This window comes from Dehalococcoidia bacterium, assembly GCA_025060295.1.
Taxonomy (GTDB): Bacteria; Chloroflexota; Dehalococcoidia; order Lucifugimonadales; family HRBIN23; genus HRBIN23.
This window is the reverse complement of the sequence record JANXCH010000023.1, coordinates 12,216-30,252: the sequence shown is the minus strand read 5'-3', so window position 1 is coordinate 30,252 and position 18,037 is coordinate 12,216. Positions and strand designations below refer to the sequence as shown.

Annotated in this window: 13 protein-coding genes and 1 tRNA gene; 3 read left to right on the top strand and 11 right to left on the bottom strand. The window is 64.4% G+C overall.

Features of this window, described 5'->3' with window-relative positions:
* Positions 1–239 precede the first annotated feature (239 nt).
* Positions 240–1,100, bottom strand: coding sequence for an enoyl-CoA hydratase-related protein (locus NZ951_07805; protein ID MCS7207816.1), 861 nt, complete (start codon positions 1,098–1,100; stop codon positions 240–242).
* Positions 1,101–1,303: 203 nt separating this feature from the next.
* Between NZ951_07805 and NZ951_07800 the strand changes: the two genes are divergently transcribed.
* Positions 1,304–2,200, top strand: coding sequence for an NAD(P)-dependent oxidoreductase (locus NZ951_07800; GenBank protein ID MCS7207815.1), 897 nt, complete (start codon positions 1,304–1,306; stop codon positions 2,198–2,200).
* Here the strand turns inward: NZ951_07800 and gltX are convergent.
* The 6 genes from gltX to pdxS form a co-directional block, all read right to left on the bottom strand.
* The gene (gltX, locus tag NZ951_07795; protein MCS7207814.1) at positions 2,197–3,723 is read right to left on the bottom strand and encodes a glutamate--tRNA ligase; all 1,527 of its coding nucleotides are present in this window, start codon (positions 3,721–3,723) and stop codon (positions 2,197–2,199) included. The two genes, NZ951_07800 and gltX, sit on opposite strands and share 4 nt — an antisense overlap.
* A gap of 83 nt (positions 3,724–3,806) precedes the next feature.
* Positions 3,807–4,184 carry a VOC family protein gene (locus NZ951_07790; GenBank protein MCS7207813.1) on the bottom strand — a complete coding sequence of 126 codons (378 nt, stop codon included), beginning with the start codon at positions 4,182–4,184 and terminating at the stop codon, positions 3,807–3,809.
* 39 nt (positions 4,185–4,223) lie between these two features.
* Positions 4,224–5,861: an N-6 DNA methylase gene (locus NZ951_07785; GenBank protein MCS7207812.1), complete on the bottom strand. Its 1,638-nt coding sequence runs from the start codon at positions 5,859–5,861 to the stop codon at positions 4,224–4,226.
* A gap of 7 nt (positions 5,862–5,868) precedes the next feature.
* Positions 5,869–7,515: an AAA family ATPase gene (locus NZ951_07780; GenBank protein ID MCS7207811.1), complete on the bottom strand. Its 1,647-nt coding sequence runs from the start codon at positions 7,513–7,515 to the stop codon at positions 5,869–5,871.
* Positions 7,516–7,567: 52 nt separating this feature from the next.
* Entirely contained in the window at positions 7,568–8,224 is a 657-nt protein-coding gene (gene pdxT / locus NZ951_07775; protein ID MCS7207810.1) for a pyridoxal 5'-phosphate synthase glutaminase subunit PdxT, read from the bottom strand.
* 3 nt (positions 8,225–8,227) lie between these two features.
* A complete protein-coding gene (gene pdxS / locus NZ951_07770; GenBank protein MCS7207809.1) occupies positions 8,228–9,109 on the bottom strand; it encodes a pyridoxal 5'-phosphate synthase lyase subunit PdxS in 882 nt (293 codons plus the stop codon).
* Positions 9,110–9,277: 168 nt separating this feature from the next.
* Here pdxS and NZ951_07765 point away from each other — a divergent pair.
* Both NZ951_07765 and NZ951_07760 read left to right on the top strand, forming a co-directional pair.
* A tRNA-Ala gene (locus NZ951_07765) sits at positions 9,278–9,353 on the top strand.
* A gap of 79 nt (positions 9,354–9,432) precedes the next feature.
* A complete protein-coding gene (locus tag NZ951_07760; protein ID MCS7207808.1) occupies positions 9,433–9,591 on the top strand; it encodes a hypothetical protein in 159 nt (52 codons plus the stop codon).
* A 91-nt stretch (positions 9,592–9,682) separates the two neighbouring features.
* Here the strand turns inward: NZ951_07760 and gltB are convergent, their stop codons facing one another.
* From gltB to NZ951_07740, 4 genes are all read right to left on the bottom strand, one after another.
* Positions 9,683–14,212: a glutamate synthase large subunit gene (gltB, locus tag NZ951_07755; protein ID MCS7207807.1), complete on the bottom strand. Its 4,530-nt coding sequence runs from the start codon at positions 14,210–14,212 to the stop codon at positions 9,683–9,685.
* A gap of 107 nt (positions 14,213–14,319) precedes the next feature.
* Positions 14,320–15,657, bottom strand: coding sequence for a glutamine synthetase family protein (locus NZ951_07750; protein ID MCS7207806.1), 1,338 nt, complete (start codon positions 15,655–15,657; stop codon positions 14,320–14,322).
* Between the two features lie 196 nt (positions 15,658–15,853).
* The gene (gene glnA / locus NZ951_07745; GenBank protein MCS7207805.1) at positions 15,854–17,338 is read right to left on the bottom strand and encodes a type I glutamate--ammonia ligase; all 1,485 of its coding nucleotides are present in this window, start codon (positions 17,336–17,338) and stop codon (positions 15,854–15,856) included.
* 355 nt (positions 17,339–17,693) lie between these two features.
* Positions 17,694–18,035: a P-II family nitrogen regulator gene (locus tag NZ951_07740; GenBank protein ID MCS7207804.1), complete on the bottom strand. Its 342-nt coding sequence runs from the start codon at positions 18,033–18,035 to the stop codon at positions 17,694–17,696.
* Between the last annotated feature and the right edge of the window lie 2 nt (positions 18,036–18,037).

Sequence of the window (18,037 nt, the reverse complement as noted above, 5' to 3'; positions counted from 1 at the left end):
AACCTTTCCAATAGATGCTGTTTCCCCCTCCCCTGGAGGAGGGCATCGGCTGAGCAACCACGCAATGAGCACCGCCCCTAGCACCACGCTCACCCCTATCCCCAGGCGCACCCACCCCGCGCGCCCCCAGCGGCGCCAGAAAAAACGGTGGCGGTGCCGACGCCGCATGAGACGGTAACGCTGAGCTTCCCTGTCCGTCGTGCCCCCCTTTCCGAGGAGAACGGATCCCCCCTATACCCCTACCGCCCCTTGAAGACGGGGCGCCGTTTCTCCAAGAAGGCCCGCACCCCCTCCTTATGGTCCTCCGTCTCCCGAGCCAAGTCCTGGGCCACTCCCGCCCACTCCAAGTGGGTGCGAAAGTCGCTGGTCAGGCCCTGGTGCACCAGGTATTTGATGAGGCCCATGGAAAAGGTCGGACCGCGGGCCAACCGTTCGGCCAAAGCCATCGTCTCCTCCAATAAGCGCTCGTGGGGCACCACCTTGCTCACCAGCCCCCAGCGCAGGGCCTCCTCGGCCTTGACGGCGTCGCCCGTGTATTGCATCAGCAGGGTGTTGCTCAAGCCTATCAGGCGGGGCAGTTGCCAGCAGGAGCCGTCGGCCGGCACCAGGCCCACACGGATAAAGGCCTCGGCAAACTCGGCCCGCTCCGAGGCGATGCGGATGTCGCACGACCAGGCCAGGCCCGCACCGACCCCATACGCAAACCCGTTGACGGCAGCAATAGAGGGCTTGGGCAAGTCCCAGATGCGTAAAGGCATATATCTTGCGCCCTCCCCCACTGCTTCCCGACGGCGAGCTTTGGGGGAGTAGCGGCGCTCCAGCAGCTCCCAGGGCGTAGGATAGGTTGGGGTCGGGGCCTCCTGCTGGCGCTGGTCAATGGTCTGCTGCATCCCCCGCACATTGGCCCCGGAGCAAAAGGCGGGGTCCTCACCCGTCAGCACGAGCACGCGCAGGGTGGGGTCAGTTTCAAAGCGATCCAGGGCCTCGGAGAGTTGCTGGGTCATCTCCGGCCCCAACGCATTACGGGTTTTGGGATCGCTCAAAGTAACGAGGAATACCCCGTTGCGCACCTCGGTGCGGACGAACTGCTGCTGGGCCATGCCCTCCTCCTTCTCCTGGGATGATAGCGTGTTTTTTCCATTGGATGCAATCGCACTGCTCGGCCCAGCCTGCAGTTTCCGTTCAGACCGGCGCACCTGGGCTTGACGCCTTACGGGACATGGGTTGCCGTTTTTGTAGGAAAGGCTTATCCTGCGTGCGTGGGCAGGGCGCAAGCTACACCTCTGCAGGAAGGAGGTCTTCTATGCGCGTGGGATTCATCGGCTTGGGGAATATGGGACGCCCCATGGCCACCAATATCCTGAAGGCGGGCCACGAGATGGTGGTCTATGACATCCGGGAGGAGGCGGGGCAACCCCTCATCGCCCTTGGGGCGCGCTGGGCTCACGGCCCTAAAGCGGTAGCCCAGGCCAGCCAGGTCATTTTCACCTCCCTCCCTGGCCCCAAGGAGGTGGAGCAAGTGGCCCTGGGGCCGGGCGGCATCTTGGAGGGAATGCATCCAGGGGCAGTGTATGTGGACCTCTCCACCAACTCCCCCGCGTGCGTGCGGCGGATTGCGGCCGCCTTCCGCGCCCAGGGGTTTGCCATGCTGGACGCCCCCGTCAGCGGAGGGGTAACGGGGGCCGAAACCCGTGACTTGGCGGTGCTGGTGGGCGGGGACGAGGGGGTGTTCACCCGCGTGAAGCCCCTGCTGGATGCCATCGGGACCAAGGTTTTTTACTGCGGCCCCAGCGGAGCGGGGAGCGTCTGCAAGATCGTGAACAACCTCATCTCCCTTTCCCTCAATGTGCTCATCGGGGAGGCCTTCACCATTGGCGTGAAGGCGGGGGTACCTACCCGCATTCTCTACGAGGCAGTAACCCGCAGTTCGGGCGACAACGCCCGCCTGCGCCGAGGCCTGCGCAATCAACTGTTCAAGGGGGACTTCAGGCCGGGCTTTGCCGTAGACTTGGCCCTCAAGGATGTGCGCCTAGGCCTAGAACTGGCGAGGGAACTGGACGTCCCCGTGGACCTTTTGGCCCTGGTGGAGCAGAAGTACCTAGAGGCACATAATCGCGGCTGGGGCCAGCGCAACTCGGACGCTGTGGTGCTTCTCCAGGAGGAGCGGGCCAAGGTGGAACTGCGGGCCCCCGACCTTTAGGAAGGGCTCCCCTGGGGCACACCTAACAACTCCTTGAGTTTCCTCTGGGCCCGTTCCAGCCGGCGGAGGGTGCGCTCCTTCCCCAGCACCTCCATGGTCTGGAAGAGGGGAGGAGCCGCCGTGCGTCCCGTTGTGGCCACCCGCACCATCCCAAACACCTGCCCCGTCGCCAGGCCCAGAGCCTCACACAGGGGGCGTAACACCCCCTCCAGGTGCGGAGCATCCCAAACGCTTACCCGCTGCAGGGCCTCCTGCACCGCCTCCAGCGTGCGCAAAGTTGTTGCAGTGTCCATCCCCTTCGGCACCAGCAACGCCGGGTCGTAGTCCACCTCGTCCAGGAAGAAGAAGTCCATCAGAGCGGGGCCATCAACCAAGGTGCGCAGACGCTCCTGCACCAGCGGCACAACACGCTGGAGGTAAGCCTCGTCCAGAGGGCGGGGGACGCTATCAGGTAGCCCCCCCTCGGCGTGGGGGCGCTCCAGGAACGGCCGCAGGCGTTGGGCCAAGTCCTGCGGCGACAGGCGCCGGATATACACACCGTTCATCCAGGTCAGTTTCTCCAGGTTGAAGATGGCCCCCGCCTTCACCACCCGCTCCAAGGAGAAGTGGCGAATCAGGTCTTCCCGAGTGAGAATTTCCGTCGTCTCGTCCAGCGACCACCCCAGCAGGGCCAAGAAGTTCAGCATGGCCTCGGGCAGGTAGCCCATGCGCCGATACTCACGGATAGAGGTGGCCCCGTGGCGCTTGGACAGTTTGGAACGGTCGGGCCCCAGGATCATAGGCAGGTGGGCGAACAGGGGGGGCTCCCACCCCAGGGCGCGATATAGAAGCAGGTGCCGAGGGGTGCTGGGGAGCCACTCCTCCGCCCGCAGGACATGGCTCATGCGCATGGCGTGGTCGTCCACTACCACCGCCAGGTGATAGGTGGGGAAGCCGTCGCTCTTGAGGCACACAAAGTCGTCCAAAAGGGCGGTCTGCCAGCGCACCTCCCCCCGCACCAGGTCGTGCACGCTGATCTCCTCCCCGGGGTCGCGCGGCACGCGGAAGCGGATAACACTTTTCCGTCCCTGGGCGCGCAGGGCTTCCCGCTGGTCCGGTGTAAGCGCACGACACTTGCCCCAGTAGCCTGGGGGCTGGCGCAGGCGCTGTTGCTCCTGGCGCATGGCCTCCAGTTCCTGGGGGGTGCAGAAGCACTCATACGCCCACCCCCGCTCCATCAACGTCCGCGCCGCCTGGTGGTATAGGGGCAGGCGTTGAGACTGAAAATAGGGGGCATAAGGGCCGAAACTGCCTTTCCCATCGGGGGTGGGGCCTTCGTCCCAATCCAGGCCCAGCCATTGGAGCCCCTCTAAGATCGCCTCCACAGCCCCCGGCACCAGACGCTCCTGGTCGGTGTCCTCAATACGCACAATGAACGCCCCCCCGTGGTGGCGGGCGAACAGCCAGTTGAACAAAGCGGTGCGGATATTGCCCACATGGGGCTCACCCGTGGGGCTGGGGGCATAGCGCACGCGCACAGACATTCCGACCGACTCCTCCCCCTCTTAGGGTGAGGCTTTTGCCTTTTTTCGGCAAGGGGTATCTCCCTGGCCAGGGCAGACATCCTTTAGGTCAGTTTGCGCTCGGCGTCCACCAGTTGCAGACGCCAGCCGTCGGGGTCGCGGAAGTTGACGATGGTGCGCCCCGTCGCCTCAATGAACCGGGGGGGCTCCTCAAAGGTGATGCCCTTGGCCGACAGTTCTCTGTAAGCCTCCTGGGCGTTGGCCACGCGAAAGGCGATATGGTTGATGCCGATGTTCTCCTCCCCTCCCACTTTGTGAACCTCTATAACGGGCTGATTGGGACCGGGAAGTTGCAGTTCGGCCGATCCCCCGTGGTGGGAGGTGCGCCGCAAAAGGCGGAAGCCTAGTTTCTGCAGAAACGCCACATACTCATCCACATCGCGGACAATGATTTCAATGTGGTCAATGGCGACGACGGGCATGGGTGCCTCCTTTCTGTGCTGGTCTTGCTGGTGCGTCGGTCAAGATGGGGAACCTGGGGATACAGGAATGAGATCCGCCAGGATGCCGCGGATGTCTGCCCGATGCGTCGGCGATGCCACGGGGAACCCCTTCCACGCCACGGGTATGGCCAGGTCTCCACGAAGATCGCCAACCTGCGCCCTCGACTCGCCCAGTGTACCATCCTCTTCCCCCTGTCCCTGCAACCACTGGGTCAACTGTGCTACCACCCTTGCCATCTCCCGCGCCACCTGCGCCCGCTCCCCGGGCAGAGCCTGCAGCCGTGCCCGCAGGTGGCGATACCGGTGGGCGAAGCGCTCCTGAACCTCCCTCCTGGGGACGGGCACCGCCACCGATAACAACGCCCTGATAGGGATTGTGACGGTGCCCACCCCCCGTTTCAAAACTGCTGTATCCTGCTGAAAGAACGGGGTAGCGGTATAAAGGGCGAAGAACTCGGGCAAAAGGCGCTCGGACAGGCGCAGGATGTAGATGTAGTCATCGGCCACACCCCGCTCCTCTTCCCTGAGGACAACGGCCGCCCGCCCCGCACAGCCCACCCCCACCCGCACGAACAGCACATCCCCCACTTGCACTCGCGCCCGGGGCTTATCCATAGCGCTCCCTGGCTCCACGCATCGCCCATCCCGCTGGAACTCCAGCCCAAGGTGGGTTACCACCTTGGCGCTTATATAGGGAATGCCTGCGTTCTGAAAGCGCCGGCGCGCCCCGTATTCCGTCGCCCCCGTCCGACACTCTCGCACCAGGTCCTTGAGGGCTACAAGGGGCACATCGGGGCGGATGGGAATTCGTGGCCCCTGAAAGGGTGCCAAAGCCTCCACCGCCCAGGTCTCCCTCAAAGCGCCCAAAGGGAGCCAGAACGCTCGGGGGGAAGGTTTTGCGCCCTGATACACCGCCAGCGCTTGGGCAAGGTCGCAAGCATCCTCGGCCCGGGCCAGGAGGACAAGGGGAGAACCCTCCCACCCCCCCTTACGCGCGATGAGGATGCTTGTGTTGGCACGGAAGAAGGCGCGGGACAAACGGATGATGGCGAGGGGCGTACAGTGTTGGAGAATCCATCGTCGAACGGGCAGGGCAGGCAGGGAGGCGAAGATCCCCTGGGGCAGAATGATAGCGATGATGCCCCCCGGTTTGGTGGCGCGCACGAAGAACTCGCTAAACAGCACCTCCACGGCTTGGCTGGGACGCCCACGCCCCAGGGCATATAGAGCGAGGATGTGCTTATCCCTGATGCGCCCGTACTTGGCGCTGAAGGGGGGGTTGCCCACACACAAGTCCACCCTGTTTTCGTAGTCAACGATGTGCGGAAGGGCGTCGCCCTGGCGGAACACCACTCCCCGCACACCACGCACCGCCGGGTCATCCTTGATATCTATGCCCACCACCTCACGGAAGCCCGCCTGAACAAGGACGCGTAAGAAGACCCCATCCCCACACGCCGGGTCCAAGGCCGTCTGCGTGTGAGGGGCTACAGCACGTGCCCAGCGCACCATCATCTCGGCGACGGCCTCGGGGGTAAAGTAGCGCCCCAGCACCTTCTGCTCACGGGCATAGTGTTTCGCCCTTTGCGACGCGCCACAGTAGGGGGAAGGGGGAACGCTATGCCCCTCACAGGCGGGTGGATGAGGCACCGACATCACACCCCTACGGCCGATAGATGATAACCCTGCGGTGGGGCTCCCGCCCTGTGCTGGCCGAGGCGAGGTTATAGCGCTCGGCCAGTTGATGTTGGAGACGGCGCACAAAAGCGGGTTGGGCTTCCAGTTCCACGGACGGCTCCCCCGCCAGCACCCGCTCGATAGCCTCCTCAGCCTCCCGCAGGCCTTCCGCCACCCGGTCATTCCCCTCGGGCAGGCGGGGCCCCAAAATGGTGCGGGCGAACTGGGCGATTTGGGCGGGAGTGTTCTTGCGGAGGACATACACAGGCTTATTCAGCTCCTCCGCACGGCGCAAAGCGTCTCCCTTACGGCGGTAGTGGGCCTTGGTGGTCAGCACCACATCGGCATCCTGCACCCGGTCGGTAACCTCTAGGGGGAGGCCCATGCTGTGGGCTACCTGGAGGAGGCGGTCGCGCCCCAAGCCGTAGAGGTAGACGCGAGCCACCGTGGGTGCGGGGGGAGGATAACCCGGCACAACCTCACCGGAAGAGGCGGCGAGCCTCGGAGCGCTTGCTACAGCCTCCCCCTCGCGGCGGCGCTCCCGTTGCCCACGGGGGAAAGGGAAAAACTCTCGCCCGGCGGGGCTGGAGCCCAAAACCATAGGTTCCCCTCGTCCTCGGTGCACCACCCCCTGCGCGTCCACCCAGCGCACCTCGGGCGTCACGCTGTAGCCCATGAGGAGGGCGTCCACCGTGGCGGCCACATCGGGGTGCACAGCCACCCGATCCCGGGAGTGGATCTCTACCACGATGTCGAAAGTGGGGGGAGCCTTACGTTCCAAAATGGTCTTCTGGGTACCCCGCCGGCGGGCCTCCTCGTCAGAGAGGGTAACCGTCTGCACACCCCCCACCAAATCGCTCAAGGTGGGGTTGAGGATGAGGTTGTCCAAGGTGTTACCGTGGGCGGTGGCGATGAGTTGTACGCCCCGCTCGGCGATGGTGCGGGCGGCGGCCGCCTCCAACTCGGTCCCCATCTCGTCAATAATGATCACCTCGGGCATATGGTTCTCCACCGCTTCAATCATCACGGCGTGTTGTAAGGAGGGGGTCTTGACCTGCATGCGGCGGGCTCGTCCAATGGCAGGATGGGGAATATCCCCGTCGCCTGCGATTTCGTTGGAGGTGTCCACCACGATGACCCGCTTCCGCAGGTCTTCGGCGAGCACGCGGGCCACCTCCCGCAGCATGGTGGTCTTGCCTACCCCCGGCCGCCCCAGCAGCAGAACACTCTTGCCCGTGCGGACCAAGTCCTCGATCACCCGCACGGTGCCGAACACCGCCCGCCCCACACGACAGGTCAGGCCCACGATCTTCCCCGTGCGGTTGCGGATACAGGAGATACGGTGCAACGTGCGCTCTATCCCGGCGCGGTTATCATCCCCAAACTGGCCGATACGGCTCACCACGTGCTGGATATCGGCCTCGGTTACCTCCTGGCTGTCCAGGTCTACATCCCGGTTGGGGAAACGGGCCTGGGCGGGGCGCCCCAAATCAAGGATGACCTCTATCAGATCGTGGAGGTCGGGCTGACGGCGCAGCGCCTCCTGAACCCGCGGGGGCAAGGTGGCCAATAAGGCGTCCAGATCATCCACGATAACCTTCTGGAAATCGGGGCGCTTCACAGGTGCGGTCATAAGCACAGCCTCGGCAAACCTATTGCCCAGCAGGTCATAGTGGGATCACCCGTCACCCTTTGCCCTGGGCAGAAACCATGTCCAGGAACCATTGGTGCAGACGCAGGTCTGCGGTCAATTCGGGATGGAAGGCCGTGGCTAACAGGGAACCTTGGCGAGCCGCAACGGGGGTGCCGTCGGGGAGGCGGGCCAAGATGCGCACCTCTGGCCCCGCCCACAGGAGCACCGGCGCACGGATGAACACGGCGCGGAACGGCCCCCCCTCCAGCCCCTCAATGGCCAGATCGGCCTCAAAACTGTCCACTTGGCGGCCGAAGGCGTTACGGGCCACCACGATATCCATGACCCCAAGCGGGATGGGGCGATCCTCCCGTAAGCGCTTGGCTAGCAGGATCATCCCCGCGCAGGTGCCCCAGGTGGGCATCCCCTCGCGAATGCGCTGGACGAGGGGGGCGCGCATATCCAAGGCATCCAAAAGGCGCGCTATCGTGGTGCTCTCGCCCCCGGGGATGATAAGGCCCTCCACACCGTGCAGGTCCTGGGGCAGGCGCACCTCCACCACCTCAGCCCCCAAAGCCTCCAGCACCTGGCGGTGCTCCAGGAAATCCCCCTGTAACGCCAGCACACCCACCCGCACCCGGCGCGACGCCTGGCGTTTCCCCTGTAGAGCCAGTTGCCAGGGGATAGGCGTGGGAACTTTCGGGAGCATACTTTACCAGCCACGCACCGCCAGCAGCTGCTCCGGTTTGAGGGTGCGCACATCTATGCCCGGCATTGGCTCCCCGAGGCCCCGGGATGCCTGGGCGATGATCTCGGGGTTCTTGTAGTGGGTAACGGCCTGCACGATGGCTTTAGCCCGTCGGGCGGGGTCGCTGGACTTGAAGATACCCGAGCCCACAAACACCCCATCGCACCCCAGCCACATCATCAGAGCAGCATCGGCGGGGGTGGCAATGCCTCCGGCGGCAAAGTTGACCACGGGCAGACGGCCCAAACGCTTCACCTCCATCAGCAGTTCCAGCGGAGCGCCCATCTGCTTGGCCTCGGCCACCAGTTCCTCATCCGGCATATTCTGCACCTTGCGGATCTGGGCCTGGATAGCACGCATATGACGCACCGCCTCCACCACATTGCCCGTGCCCGCCTCGCCCTTGGTGCGGATCATAGCCGCCCCCTCGGCGATACGGCGCAAGGCCTCGCCCAAGTCCCGCGCCCCGCACACAAAGGGCACCTTGAAATCGTGCTTCCAAATATGGTTCTGCTCGTCGGCGGGGGTGAGAACCTCCGACTCATCAATGTAGTCCACTCCCAGGGCCTCCAGCACCTGGGCCTCCACAAAATGCCCAATGCGACATTTGGCCATCACAGGAATAGTCACCGCTTCCATGATCTGCAAAATGCGCTCCGGGTCGGCCATGCGCGCCACGCCCCCAGCGGCGCGAATATCGGCCGGCACACGCTCCAGGGCCATGACCGCCACAGCCCCCGCCTCTTCCGCAATCTTGGCTTGCTCGGGGGTTACCACATCCATAATGACCCCGCCCTTAAGCATCTGGGCCAGGCCGACTTTGACCGCCCACGTCCCTTTCTGCATACACTCCTCCTTGTTCTATGCCCTCCTGAGGGGATTATACCCCCCTACGGCGGGAAGGGCAATAGCCAGCCCGTCGGGGCATACCCCACGTCAGACATCCCCGGGGGCTTGTCAGAACGCCCGCAGGGGAGTATAGTAGGAAAAGGAGATGGCTCCCCGCCCCCCTGTGGGGATGTGGCTCAGTTGGGAGAGCGCCTGCATGGCATGCAGGAGGTCGGGGGTTCGAATCCCCCCATCTCCACCACCTTCTCACTCCTCTCCCCCACTCCCAGGCAGACAGCTCCCCTGCTCATAGGCGAGAACCCTCTTGAAAGGGAACGCCTGTGGGGGAAGGTGTTCAGCACCTCGGCGCCTCCCTACCCAACAGCATCATCTTTGAGGGGAGCCAGGCTCACGCCCCCCTGGTTTACGACATCACCCAAGAGCCTCTGCCCATCAAGGACGGCTTGGTGGAGATGCTCAGAAGCCCGGTCGGGGGCTAGACCTGCTCCCCTGGGCGACCTGGGGCGCCGCTTCCCCTCTATGTCCGGCCCGTCCTCCCTGCCGGGGTAAAGCGCCCCTGCCAGACGCCCCCTAGCGCCCCGCCGTTCGAGCGGCAGCCAGCAGGGCATCCCGCCGCTGGCGCAAAAGCTCGCGTGGCGGGGGTGGAGCAACGGTGGGCTTGGCGCTCACCTTGCGGAAGCGGGGCAGGAAGGCGTTCCACTCAGCCAGCACCTGCTTCCCCTTCAGGCTCCCCGTCTCGGCCACGTGCCGTTGCACCAGGAACAGAAGCAGATCCACATCTTGGGGGTCGGCAACGGTTTCCATCTGCACCATCTCGGGGTTGAGGTTGTGCTCCAGCGTCCCCGCCTCGTCCAGCACGAAGGCGATACCGCCCGACATTCCCGCTCCGAAGTTGCGCCCCGTCGGCCCCAGGACCACCACCACCCCACCCGTCATATACTCGCAACAGTGGTCGCCCGTGCCCTCCACCACAGCCCACGCTCCCGAGTTGCGCACAGCAAAGCGCTCCCCGGCACGCCCGGCGGCGAACAGGTAGCCCCCCGTGGCCCCGTAGAGCACTGTGTTGCCACAGATGACATTCTCGTGGGGCAGGTAGGGAGCCCCCTCGGGGGGGCGCAGAATGATTTCGCCCCCGTGCATCCCCTTGCCCACATAATCGTTGGCCTGCCCATAGAGCACCAACCGCAGGCCGTTGATGCACCACGCCCCGAAGGACTGCCCCGCCGAGCCACGGAACACCAGCTCAATGCGCACCCCGTCGGGCAACCCTTTGTTGCCGTAGCGGTAGGCGATCTCCCCGGCGATGCGCCCCCCCACCGTGCGGTGGATGTTGCGGATGGGCAGTTCCAGGCGCACCGACTCCCGCCCTTCTAACGCCGCCGTCAGAGCAGGCAGGAGGCTGTCGTCGAAAATCGGCTCGGGGCGGTCGTTACGCTCCTGAACGCAATAGCGCGGGCGTGTCAAAGTGGGGTCGGGCAAGGCGGTGAGAGGCGCCAGGTTCAAGGTATGGGCCTTGGGGTGGCCTTCTAGCTGAACGGGGTGAAGCAAATCTGCCCGCCCGATGATGTCCTCCAACTTGCGCGCTCCCAGGTGAGCCAACACCTGGCGCACCTCCTCAGCCACGGCGAAGAAGTAGCGAATGAGGTGCTCAGGCTGGCCCTTGAACTTGGCGCGCAGTTTGGGGTCTTGGGAGGCTATCCCTACGGGGCAGGTGTTCAGGTGGCACTGGCGTGCCATCTGGCACCCGATGGCGATGAGCGCCGCCGTGCCGAAGGCGTACTCCTCGGCTCCCAGCATCGCCGCAGTGATGACATCCTTGGCCGTGCGCATCATGCCGTCGGTGCGCAGGCGCACCCGCCCCCGCAGGTCGTTCAACACCAGCACCTGCTGGGTCTCGGCCACCCCCAGTTCCCACGGGGAGCCGGCGTTCTTGATGGACGACAGGGGGGATGCGCCTGTTCCACCTTCGTGGCCCGAGATATGCACAATGTCGGCATAAGCCTTGGCGACGCCCGCAGCGATGGTGCCCACCCCCGCTTCGGCCACCAGTTTGACCGCCACCTTCGCCCGTGGGTTGGCCACCTTCAGGTCGTAGATCAGTTGCGCCAGGTCCTCAATGGAGTAGATGTCGTGGTGGGGCGGAGGCGAGATGAGGGGCACCCCCACCTGGGTGTAGCGGATGGCGGCGATGTGGGCCACCACTTTGTGGCCGGGCAGTTGGCCCCCCTCGCCCGGCTTGGAGCCTTGCGCCATCTTGATCTCCAGCTCGTCGGCCATGGCCAGGTATTCGGGGGTAACACCAAACCGTCCCGAGGCCACCTGCTTGATAGCACAGTTGGGGTTATCGCCGTTGCGCCGTTCGCGGAAACGCCTCTGCTCCTCGCCCCCCTCACCCGTGTTGGCCCGCGCTCCGATACGGTTGGTGGCGATGGCCAACACCTCGTGAGCCTCGGGCGACAAGGCCCCCAACGACATGGATGCGGTGGTAAAGCGCTTGACAATTTCGCTAGCGGGCTCCACCTCCTCCAGAGGCACGGGGCTCCCCAAGGGGCGGAAGGTGAGCAGATCCCGCAGGGCCAATGGGGGAAGGGAGCGCACCTCCCTCACGAACTCCTGATAAGCGTTGGGGACGCCCTCCATGGTGAACTTATGCAACGCCCGCACCATGAAGGGGTTGTAGCCGTGGGGCTCGCCCCCCTTGCGGAAGCGGTAATAGCCGTAATCGTCCAGGAGTTTGGCCTCCTCACGGAAAGCCCGCTGGTGGCGCTCCAACACCTCGGCGGCGATCTCCCGAAAGCCCACGCCCCCCACGCGGGACTCGGTGCCCGCGAAGCAGAACTCCAGCACCTCGTCGCCAATGCCGATAGCCTCAAAAATCTGGGCACCGCAGTAGGAGGCCACGGCGCTAATGCCCATCTTGGACATGATCTTGAGGACCTGCTTCTCCAGGGTCTTCTTGTAGTTGGCCAGGGCCTTCTCCAGAGTGAGATCAGGGATAGGGGTATGGGCGTCCTCCACGATGTGGCGCAGGGCCGCAAAGGCCAGATAGGGGTTGACCGCCTGTGCCCCGTAGCCCAGCAGGCAGGCGATGTGGTGCATCTCCCGCGCCTCCCCCGTCTCCGCCACGATGGAGCAGCGCATCCGCCGCCCGCGCCGAATCAGTTCGTGGTGCACCGCCCCCACGGCCATCAGCATGGGGATGGGAGCGTAGGCCTCGTTGACACCCTTATCGGACAGAATAAGGATGCCCGCCCCGCTGTCCACCGCCTCCACAGCACGCCGGCACACCTCGCGTAGGGCCGGCTCCAAGCCGTCCACCCCCGCCTGCACGGGGAAAAGACACGGGATGGTAACAGCGCGGAACGCCGGGTCGGGGTGGCGGCGAATGGCCTCCAGTTCATGGTCTAGGAGGATGGGGCTCGGGTGGAACAAAAGGTGGGCGGCCTCGGGGTCCTCCTCCAGGAAACTCCTGCGGGGGCCCAGGTATGTATGCAGGGCCATCACGATCTGCTCCCGCAAGGGGTCAATGGGCGGGTTGGTAACCTGGGCAAACTTCTGCTTGAAGTAGGAGTACAGCAGGCGGGGCTTCGTGGCCAGCACCGCCAAGGGGGTATCGTCCCCCATGGAGCCTGTAGGCTCTTGGGCGTTGGCGGCCATCGGCTCCAGCACCAGGTTCACCTCTTCGCTGGTGTAGCCAAAGGCCCGCTCCAGGCGCAGGTCGGGGCGTGAGGGAGTAACGGGGCTCAAGCCCAGGTCTTTGACGGTTTGGGGCAAAGAGACCAGATGCCGCCGTACCCACTCCCCGTAGGGCTGGGCCTGGGACAAAGCGTCCTTGATCTCCTGGTTCTTCAAGAGGCGCTGGGTGGCGGTGTCCACGGCCAACATCTGCCCCGGCCCCAGACGCCCCTTCTCCACGATGGACTCCTCGGGGATATCCAGCACCCCCACCTCGGAGGCCATGACCACCAGACCGTCGTAGGTAACCTGGTAGCGGGCGGGGCGCAGCCCGTTGCGGTCCAGCGCAGCGCCCACCACCACCCCATCCGTAAAAGCTAGGGCGGCCGGCCCGTCCCAGGGCTCCATCAAGCAGGCGTGATACTCGTAAAAGGCGCGCCAGGCGGGATCCAGGTGGGGCATATTCTCCCACGCCTCGGGCACCAGCATGGCCATGCTATGGAGCACACCCCGCCCGGAGAGCACCAAAGCCTCGAGCACGTTGTCCAATTGGGCCGAGTCGGAGCCGCCCTCCTGAATGATTGGCACCAGGCGGCGCACCTCCTCCCCCCACACCTTGCAGGAGAGTTCGGGCTCCTTGGCCCGCACCCAGTTGCGGTTGCCCATCAGGGTGTTGATTTCTCCGTTGTGGGCCAGGAAGCGGAAGGGCTGGGCCAAAAACCACGTGGGGAAGGTGTTGGTGCTGTAGCGCTGGTGGAACACCGCCAGGGCGGATTGGAAGTCGGGGTCCTGCAGATCCAAGTAGAACTTGCTCAGCTGGGGCGCCACCATCAGCCCCTTGTAGACAACCGTGCGGTTGGAGAAGGAGGGGATGTAAAAGCCCTTCAGCCCCTGCTGCTGGGCCAGGCGTTCGGCCTCCTTCCGGGCCAGATACAGGGCACGGGCGAAGGCTGTGAAGTCCATCCCGCGCGGGCGCAGGACGAGGGCCTGCCAGATGTCAGGTTTGGTAGCCAGGGCCTTTTCCCCCAGGGCGGAGGGGTCGGTGGGCACGGGACGCCACAAAGCGACCTGCAACCCCACGCCCTTCAGGCACGCCTCCACCAGGTTGCGCGCCGCCTGGGAGTTTTGGGGGGGGAGGAACAGCATCCCCACCCCGAGATCGCCGTCCTGCTCCGCCTGCACACCCAGAGGGCGCAGCAGACGATTGAATAGGGGTAGGGGTATTTGGGTCAGGATGCCCGCCCCGTCCCCCGACTTGCCATCGGCTGACACAGCACCCCGGTGAGTGAGGTTCACGACGGCCTGCAAGGCCATCTGGACGATGGCGTGGGACTTTCGCCCCTCCACATGAGCCACAAAGCCCACACCACAGCCGTCCCGCTCGTGCTCGGGGCGATACAGGGGTGCACACACTGAAGTTACCATAGCCGCCTCCTAGACGGGCCCCACAGCGATCCCGTGAGATTTCCAAGTCTACTTGTGGACTTCATCGTTGGCAAGAGAGGGGACATCCTACTGGCTCCGGCACCGCTTCAGAGCAAGGGGAGGTAGCGCTTGACTTCGTAGTCGGTAACCTGGGCGCGGAAGCGCTCCCACTCAATCATCTTGTTGCGCAGGAGGCTGGTGAACACATGCTCGCCCAGGGCGCGGCGCAAGAGGTCGCTGTTCTGGGCAAACTGAATGGCCTCCCACAAACTGGTGGGCAAGGGGAGGATGCCCCGGGCCTGGCGCTCGGCATCGGAGAGGGCGAACACATTCTCCTCCACGGGAGGGGGCAAAGGATACTCCTTCTCCACCCCCTCCAGGCCAGCTGCCAGGATGACTGCGAAGGCCAAGTAGGGGTTACAGGCGGGGTCGGGGGCGCGGTATTCAATGCGCACGGCATCCTCCCGCCCCTTGAAGGCGGGGATGCGAATGAGGTCCGAGCGGTTGATGGGTGCCCAGGTGATGTAGACGGGTGCCTCATGGCCGGGCACCAGGCGCTTATAAGAGTTCACCCACTGATTGGTAACCAGCGTGATCTCCCGGGCGTGGCGCAGAAGGCCGGCGACGAAGGCCTTCGCCAGCCCGGAGATTTTCAGGGGGTCTTGAGGGTCGTAGAAGGCGTTGCGGTCGCCTCGGAACAGGGAGACATTGGTGTGCATGCCCGAGCCGTTGACGCCGTAGAAGGGCTTGGGCATAAAAGTGGCGTAGACGCCGTGCCGAAGGGCCACCTCCTTGATGACCAAGCGAGCGGTCATCAGGTTGTCGGCCATGCTCAGGGCATCGGTATATTGGAAGTCTATCTCGTGCTGGCCGGGCGCCCCCTCGTGGTGGGAGTGCTTGACGGGGATGCCCATCTCGGCCAGGGTGAGCACCGTGTCCCGGCGCAGGTCGGTGGCCTCATCGGCAGGGGTTTGCTCAAAGTAGCCCCCCTGGTCCAGGGGTTCGGGGCGCTCGCTGGATGTCAAGTAGAAGAACTCCAGTTCCGGCCCCACATAGAAGGTGTACCCCAGGCGGGCGGCCCGCTCCAGGTTCCGCTTCAGCACATAGCGGGGATCGCCCTCAAAGGGGCGTCCGTCGGGAGTAAGGATATCGCAGAAAAGACGTGCCACCCCTTTTTCCCGGGGGCGCCACGGGAGGATGCGAAAAGTGGTGGGGTCGGGCAAGGCGATCATGTCCGACTCGTCCACCCGAGCGAACCCTTCAATGGACGAGCCGTCAAAGCCCACGCCCCGTGTGAGGGCGTCCTCCAGCTCCTCTACCGTGATGGCCATGCCTTTCAGATGGCCCAGGATATCAGGAAACCAGAGGCGGATGAACTTGATGTCCTGCTCCCTGGCCTGGTGCAGCACATATTGGATAGCGGTGTCGTTCCTGGGGGATACCATCCCCCCTCCTTCCCCGAGCCCCGCAGGGGTTGTGAAAACCAGAACAATATCAGTTTACTATATCCTTTTGGCCTGCCCCTGTCAAGGGGCAGGCCCCCATCGCCTGTGCGTCCCTGCTCCGAAAAAGAGCAGAGGGGACTGTCAGAAAAGAAGGGGGGGCACGGGCTGGCGTGCACCGTGCACCCCGCATACGCCTCTAGGCGTCCAGATACAGGAAGAACTCGTACGGGTGGGGGCGCAGGCGCACCGGGTCTATCTCCCTCTCCCGCTTGTAGCGAATCCAGGTCTCCAGCAGGTCCTCGGTGAACACCCCACCTTGCAGGAGGAACTCGTGGTCCTCCTCCAGCGCCTTGATGGCCTCGTCCAGGCTGCCGGGCACCTGACGAATCTTGGCCGCCTCCTCGGGCGGGAGGGCGTAAATGTCCTTATCCACAGGCTCTCCCGGGTCTATGCGATTGCGGATGCCGTCCAGCCCCGCCATGAGCATCGCCGCGAAGGCCAGGTAGGGGTTGCAGGAGGGGTCGGGACAGCGGAACTCCACCCGCTTGGCCTCGGGCTTATCGTAGTACACGGGGATACGGGCGCAAGCGCTGCGGTTGCGCATGGAATAGACCAAGTTGACAGGGGCCTCGAACCCGGGCACCAAACGGCGATAGGAGTTGGTGGTGGGGGCGCAGATGGCTAGCAGCGCCGGGGCGTGCTTCAGCAAGCCCCCAATATACCACAGGGCCAGTTGGGAGAGGCCCGCATACCCCTCCCCAGCGAACAGGTTGACCCCGTTGCGCCAGAGGGACTGGTGGGTGTGCATACCCGAGCCGTTGTCTCCGAACAACGGCTTAGGCATAAAGGTAGCCACCTTCCCGTGGGCGCGTGCCACATTCTTGACGATGTACTTGTAGACCAGCACATTGTCGGCAGTGCGCACCAGAGTGTCGTAGCGGAAGTCCACCTCCCCCTGCCCGGCGGTGGCCACCTCGTGGTGGTGCTTCTCCACCTGGATGCCGAATCCCGCCAGTTTCAAGGAGATCTCCGAACGCAGGTCTTGGAAAGTATCGGTGGGGGGAGCGGGGAAGTAGCCCTCCTTGTGGCGGGGGCGATAGGCCAGGTTGAGGTTGCCACGCAGGTCCCGCTCCTTCCCGCTGTTCCAGATGCCCTCGTCCGACTGCACCTCGTAGAAGCCCGAGTGGGCGTTCTGGTCGAAGCGGACGCTGTCAAAGATGAAGAACTCCAGTTCCGGCCCCCAGTAACTGGTGTCGGCCAGGCCGCTGCGCTTCAGGTAGGCTTCGGCCTTCTGGGCCACATACCTGGGGTCGCGGGAGTAAGGGGTGGGGCGGTTCCATCCGCCCCCGTGGGGGTCCACCACATTGCAGATGAGGGAGAGAGTGGGAATGGTGAAAAAGGGGTCTATAGCAGCGGTGGTGGGATCCGGCACCAGGAGCATGTCGCTCTCGTGGATGGCTTGGAAGCCCCGAATGCTGGAGCCGTCGAACCCCGTCCCCTCGGTGAACAGTTTCTCCGTCAGTTCCTCCACGGGGATAGTGAGGTGTTGCATAGTGCCGGGGAGGTCGCAGAACTTCAGATCCACCATCTGGATCCCGCGCTCCCGCGCAAAGCGCACCACCTCGGCAGGGGTTGTGGGCCGCCGCCCCGTGGGAGAGCCGGCACCAACTGTGGTCGTCATAGCCTCTCCTTATTTGTTCTCTTTTTCACAGGCTAACGCCTGTAGGTTTCAGGGGTGTTACCGAAAAGTTACAGCCGTGTTACGGGCCCTATCCCTGGGCACGCCGCAGGCGAATGGGCAGGGCCACCCACAGCCCCACCATGCCCAGAAAACTCACCAGGCCGACAACCGTCTCCACAGACATCTGCGCCTCCTTGAGATAGGTGTGATACCACCCTCAGCATGCTCGCACCATATTTCACAAATGTTACCAGGGTGCTACAGGGCTGTAACAACCCTTGCGCCCCCCAGCGCCCTTCCTAAAGCACCTCCCCCCGCCTGCACAGGCGGGGGGAGCGCTCGCCGAAGGGGTCTGCTACAGGGCCTGGTCGCCCCGCTCCCCGGTGCGCACGCGGATAGCGTCGTCCACGGGGATGATAAAGATCTTCCCATCCCCAATGTTGCCCGTGCGGGCGTTCTGAATAATCAAGTTGACCACCTGCTCCACTGCGGAGTCCGGCACCACCAGTTCCAGCTTCACCTTGGGGAGCATATCCACCACGTAACGCTCCCCGGCCCGCCCCTGATACACCACCCCCCGCTGGGTCCCCCGCCCCGTCACATTCACCACATTCAACCCCACGAACCCCGCGGCCGCCAGCGCATCCTTCACCCGGTCCAAGCGCTCAGGGCGGATAATGGCTTCCACTTTCTTCATCT

Bases quoted from the DNA above. Each gene is read 5' to 3' on its own strand.
- NZ951_07780 (MCS7207811.1), bottom strand. From the start codon at position 7,515: ATGACCGCACCTGTGAAGCGCCCCGATTTCCAGAAGGTTATCGTGGAT.
- NZ951_07785 (MCS7207812.1), bottom strand. From the start codon at position 5,861: ATGTCGGTGCCTCATCCACCCGCCTGTGAGGGGCATAGCGTTCCCCCT.
- NZ951_07740 (MCS7207804.1), bottom strand. From the start codon at position 18,035: ATGAAGAAAGTGGAAGCCATTATCCGCCCTGAGCGCTTGGACCGGGTG.
- NZ951_07800 (MCS7207815.1), top strand. From the start codon at position 1,304: ATGCGCGTGGGATTCATCGGCTTGGGGAATATGGGACGCCCCATGGCC.
- NZ951_07790 (MCS7207813.1), bottom strand. From the start codon at position 4,184: ATGCCCGTCGTCGCCATTGACCACATTGAAATCATTGTCCGCGATGTG.
- pdxT (MCS7207810.1), bottom strand. From the start codon at position 8,224: ATGCTCCCGAAAGTTCCCACGCCTATCCCCTGGCAACTGGCTCTACAG.
- gltX (MCS7207814.1), bottom strand. From the start codon at position 3,723: ATGTCTGTGCGCGTGCGCTATGCCCCCAGCCCCACGGGTGAGCCCCAT.
- glnA (MCS7207805.1), bottom strand. From the start codon at position 17,338: ATGACGACCACAGTTGGTGCCGGCTCTCCCACGGGGCGGCGGCCCACA.
- NZ951_07750 (MCS7207806.1), bottom strand. From the start codon at position 15,657: ATGGTATCCCCCAGGAACGACACCGCTATCCAATATGTGCTGCACCAG.
- gltB (MCS7207807.1), bottom strand. From the start codon at position 14,212: ATGGTAACTTCAGTGTGTGCACCCCTGTATCGCCCCGAGCACGAGCGG.
- NZ951_07805 (MCS7207816.1), bottom strand. From the start codon at position 1,100: ATGGCCCAGCAGCAGTTCGTCCGCACCGAGGTGCGCAACGGGGTATTC.
- pdxS (MCS7207809.1), bottom strand. From the start codon at position 9,109: ATGCAGAAAGGGACGTGGGCGGTCAAAGTCGGCCTGGCCCAGATGCTT.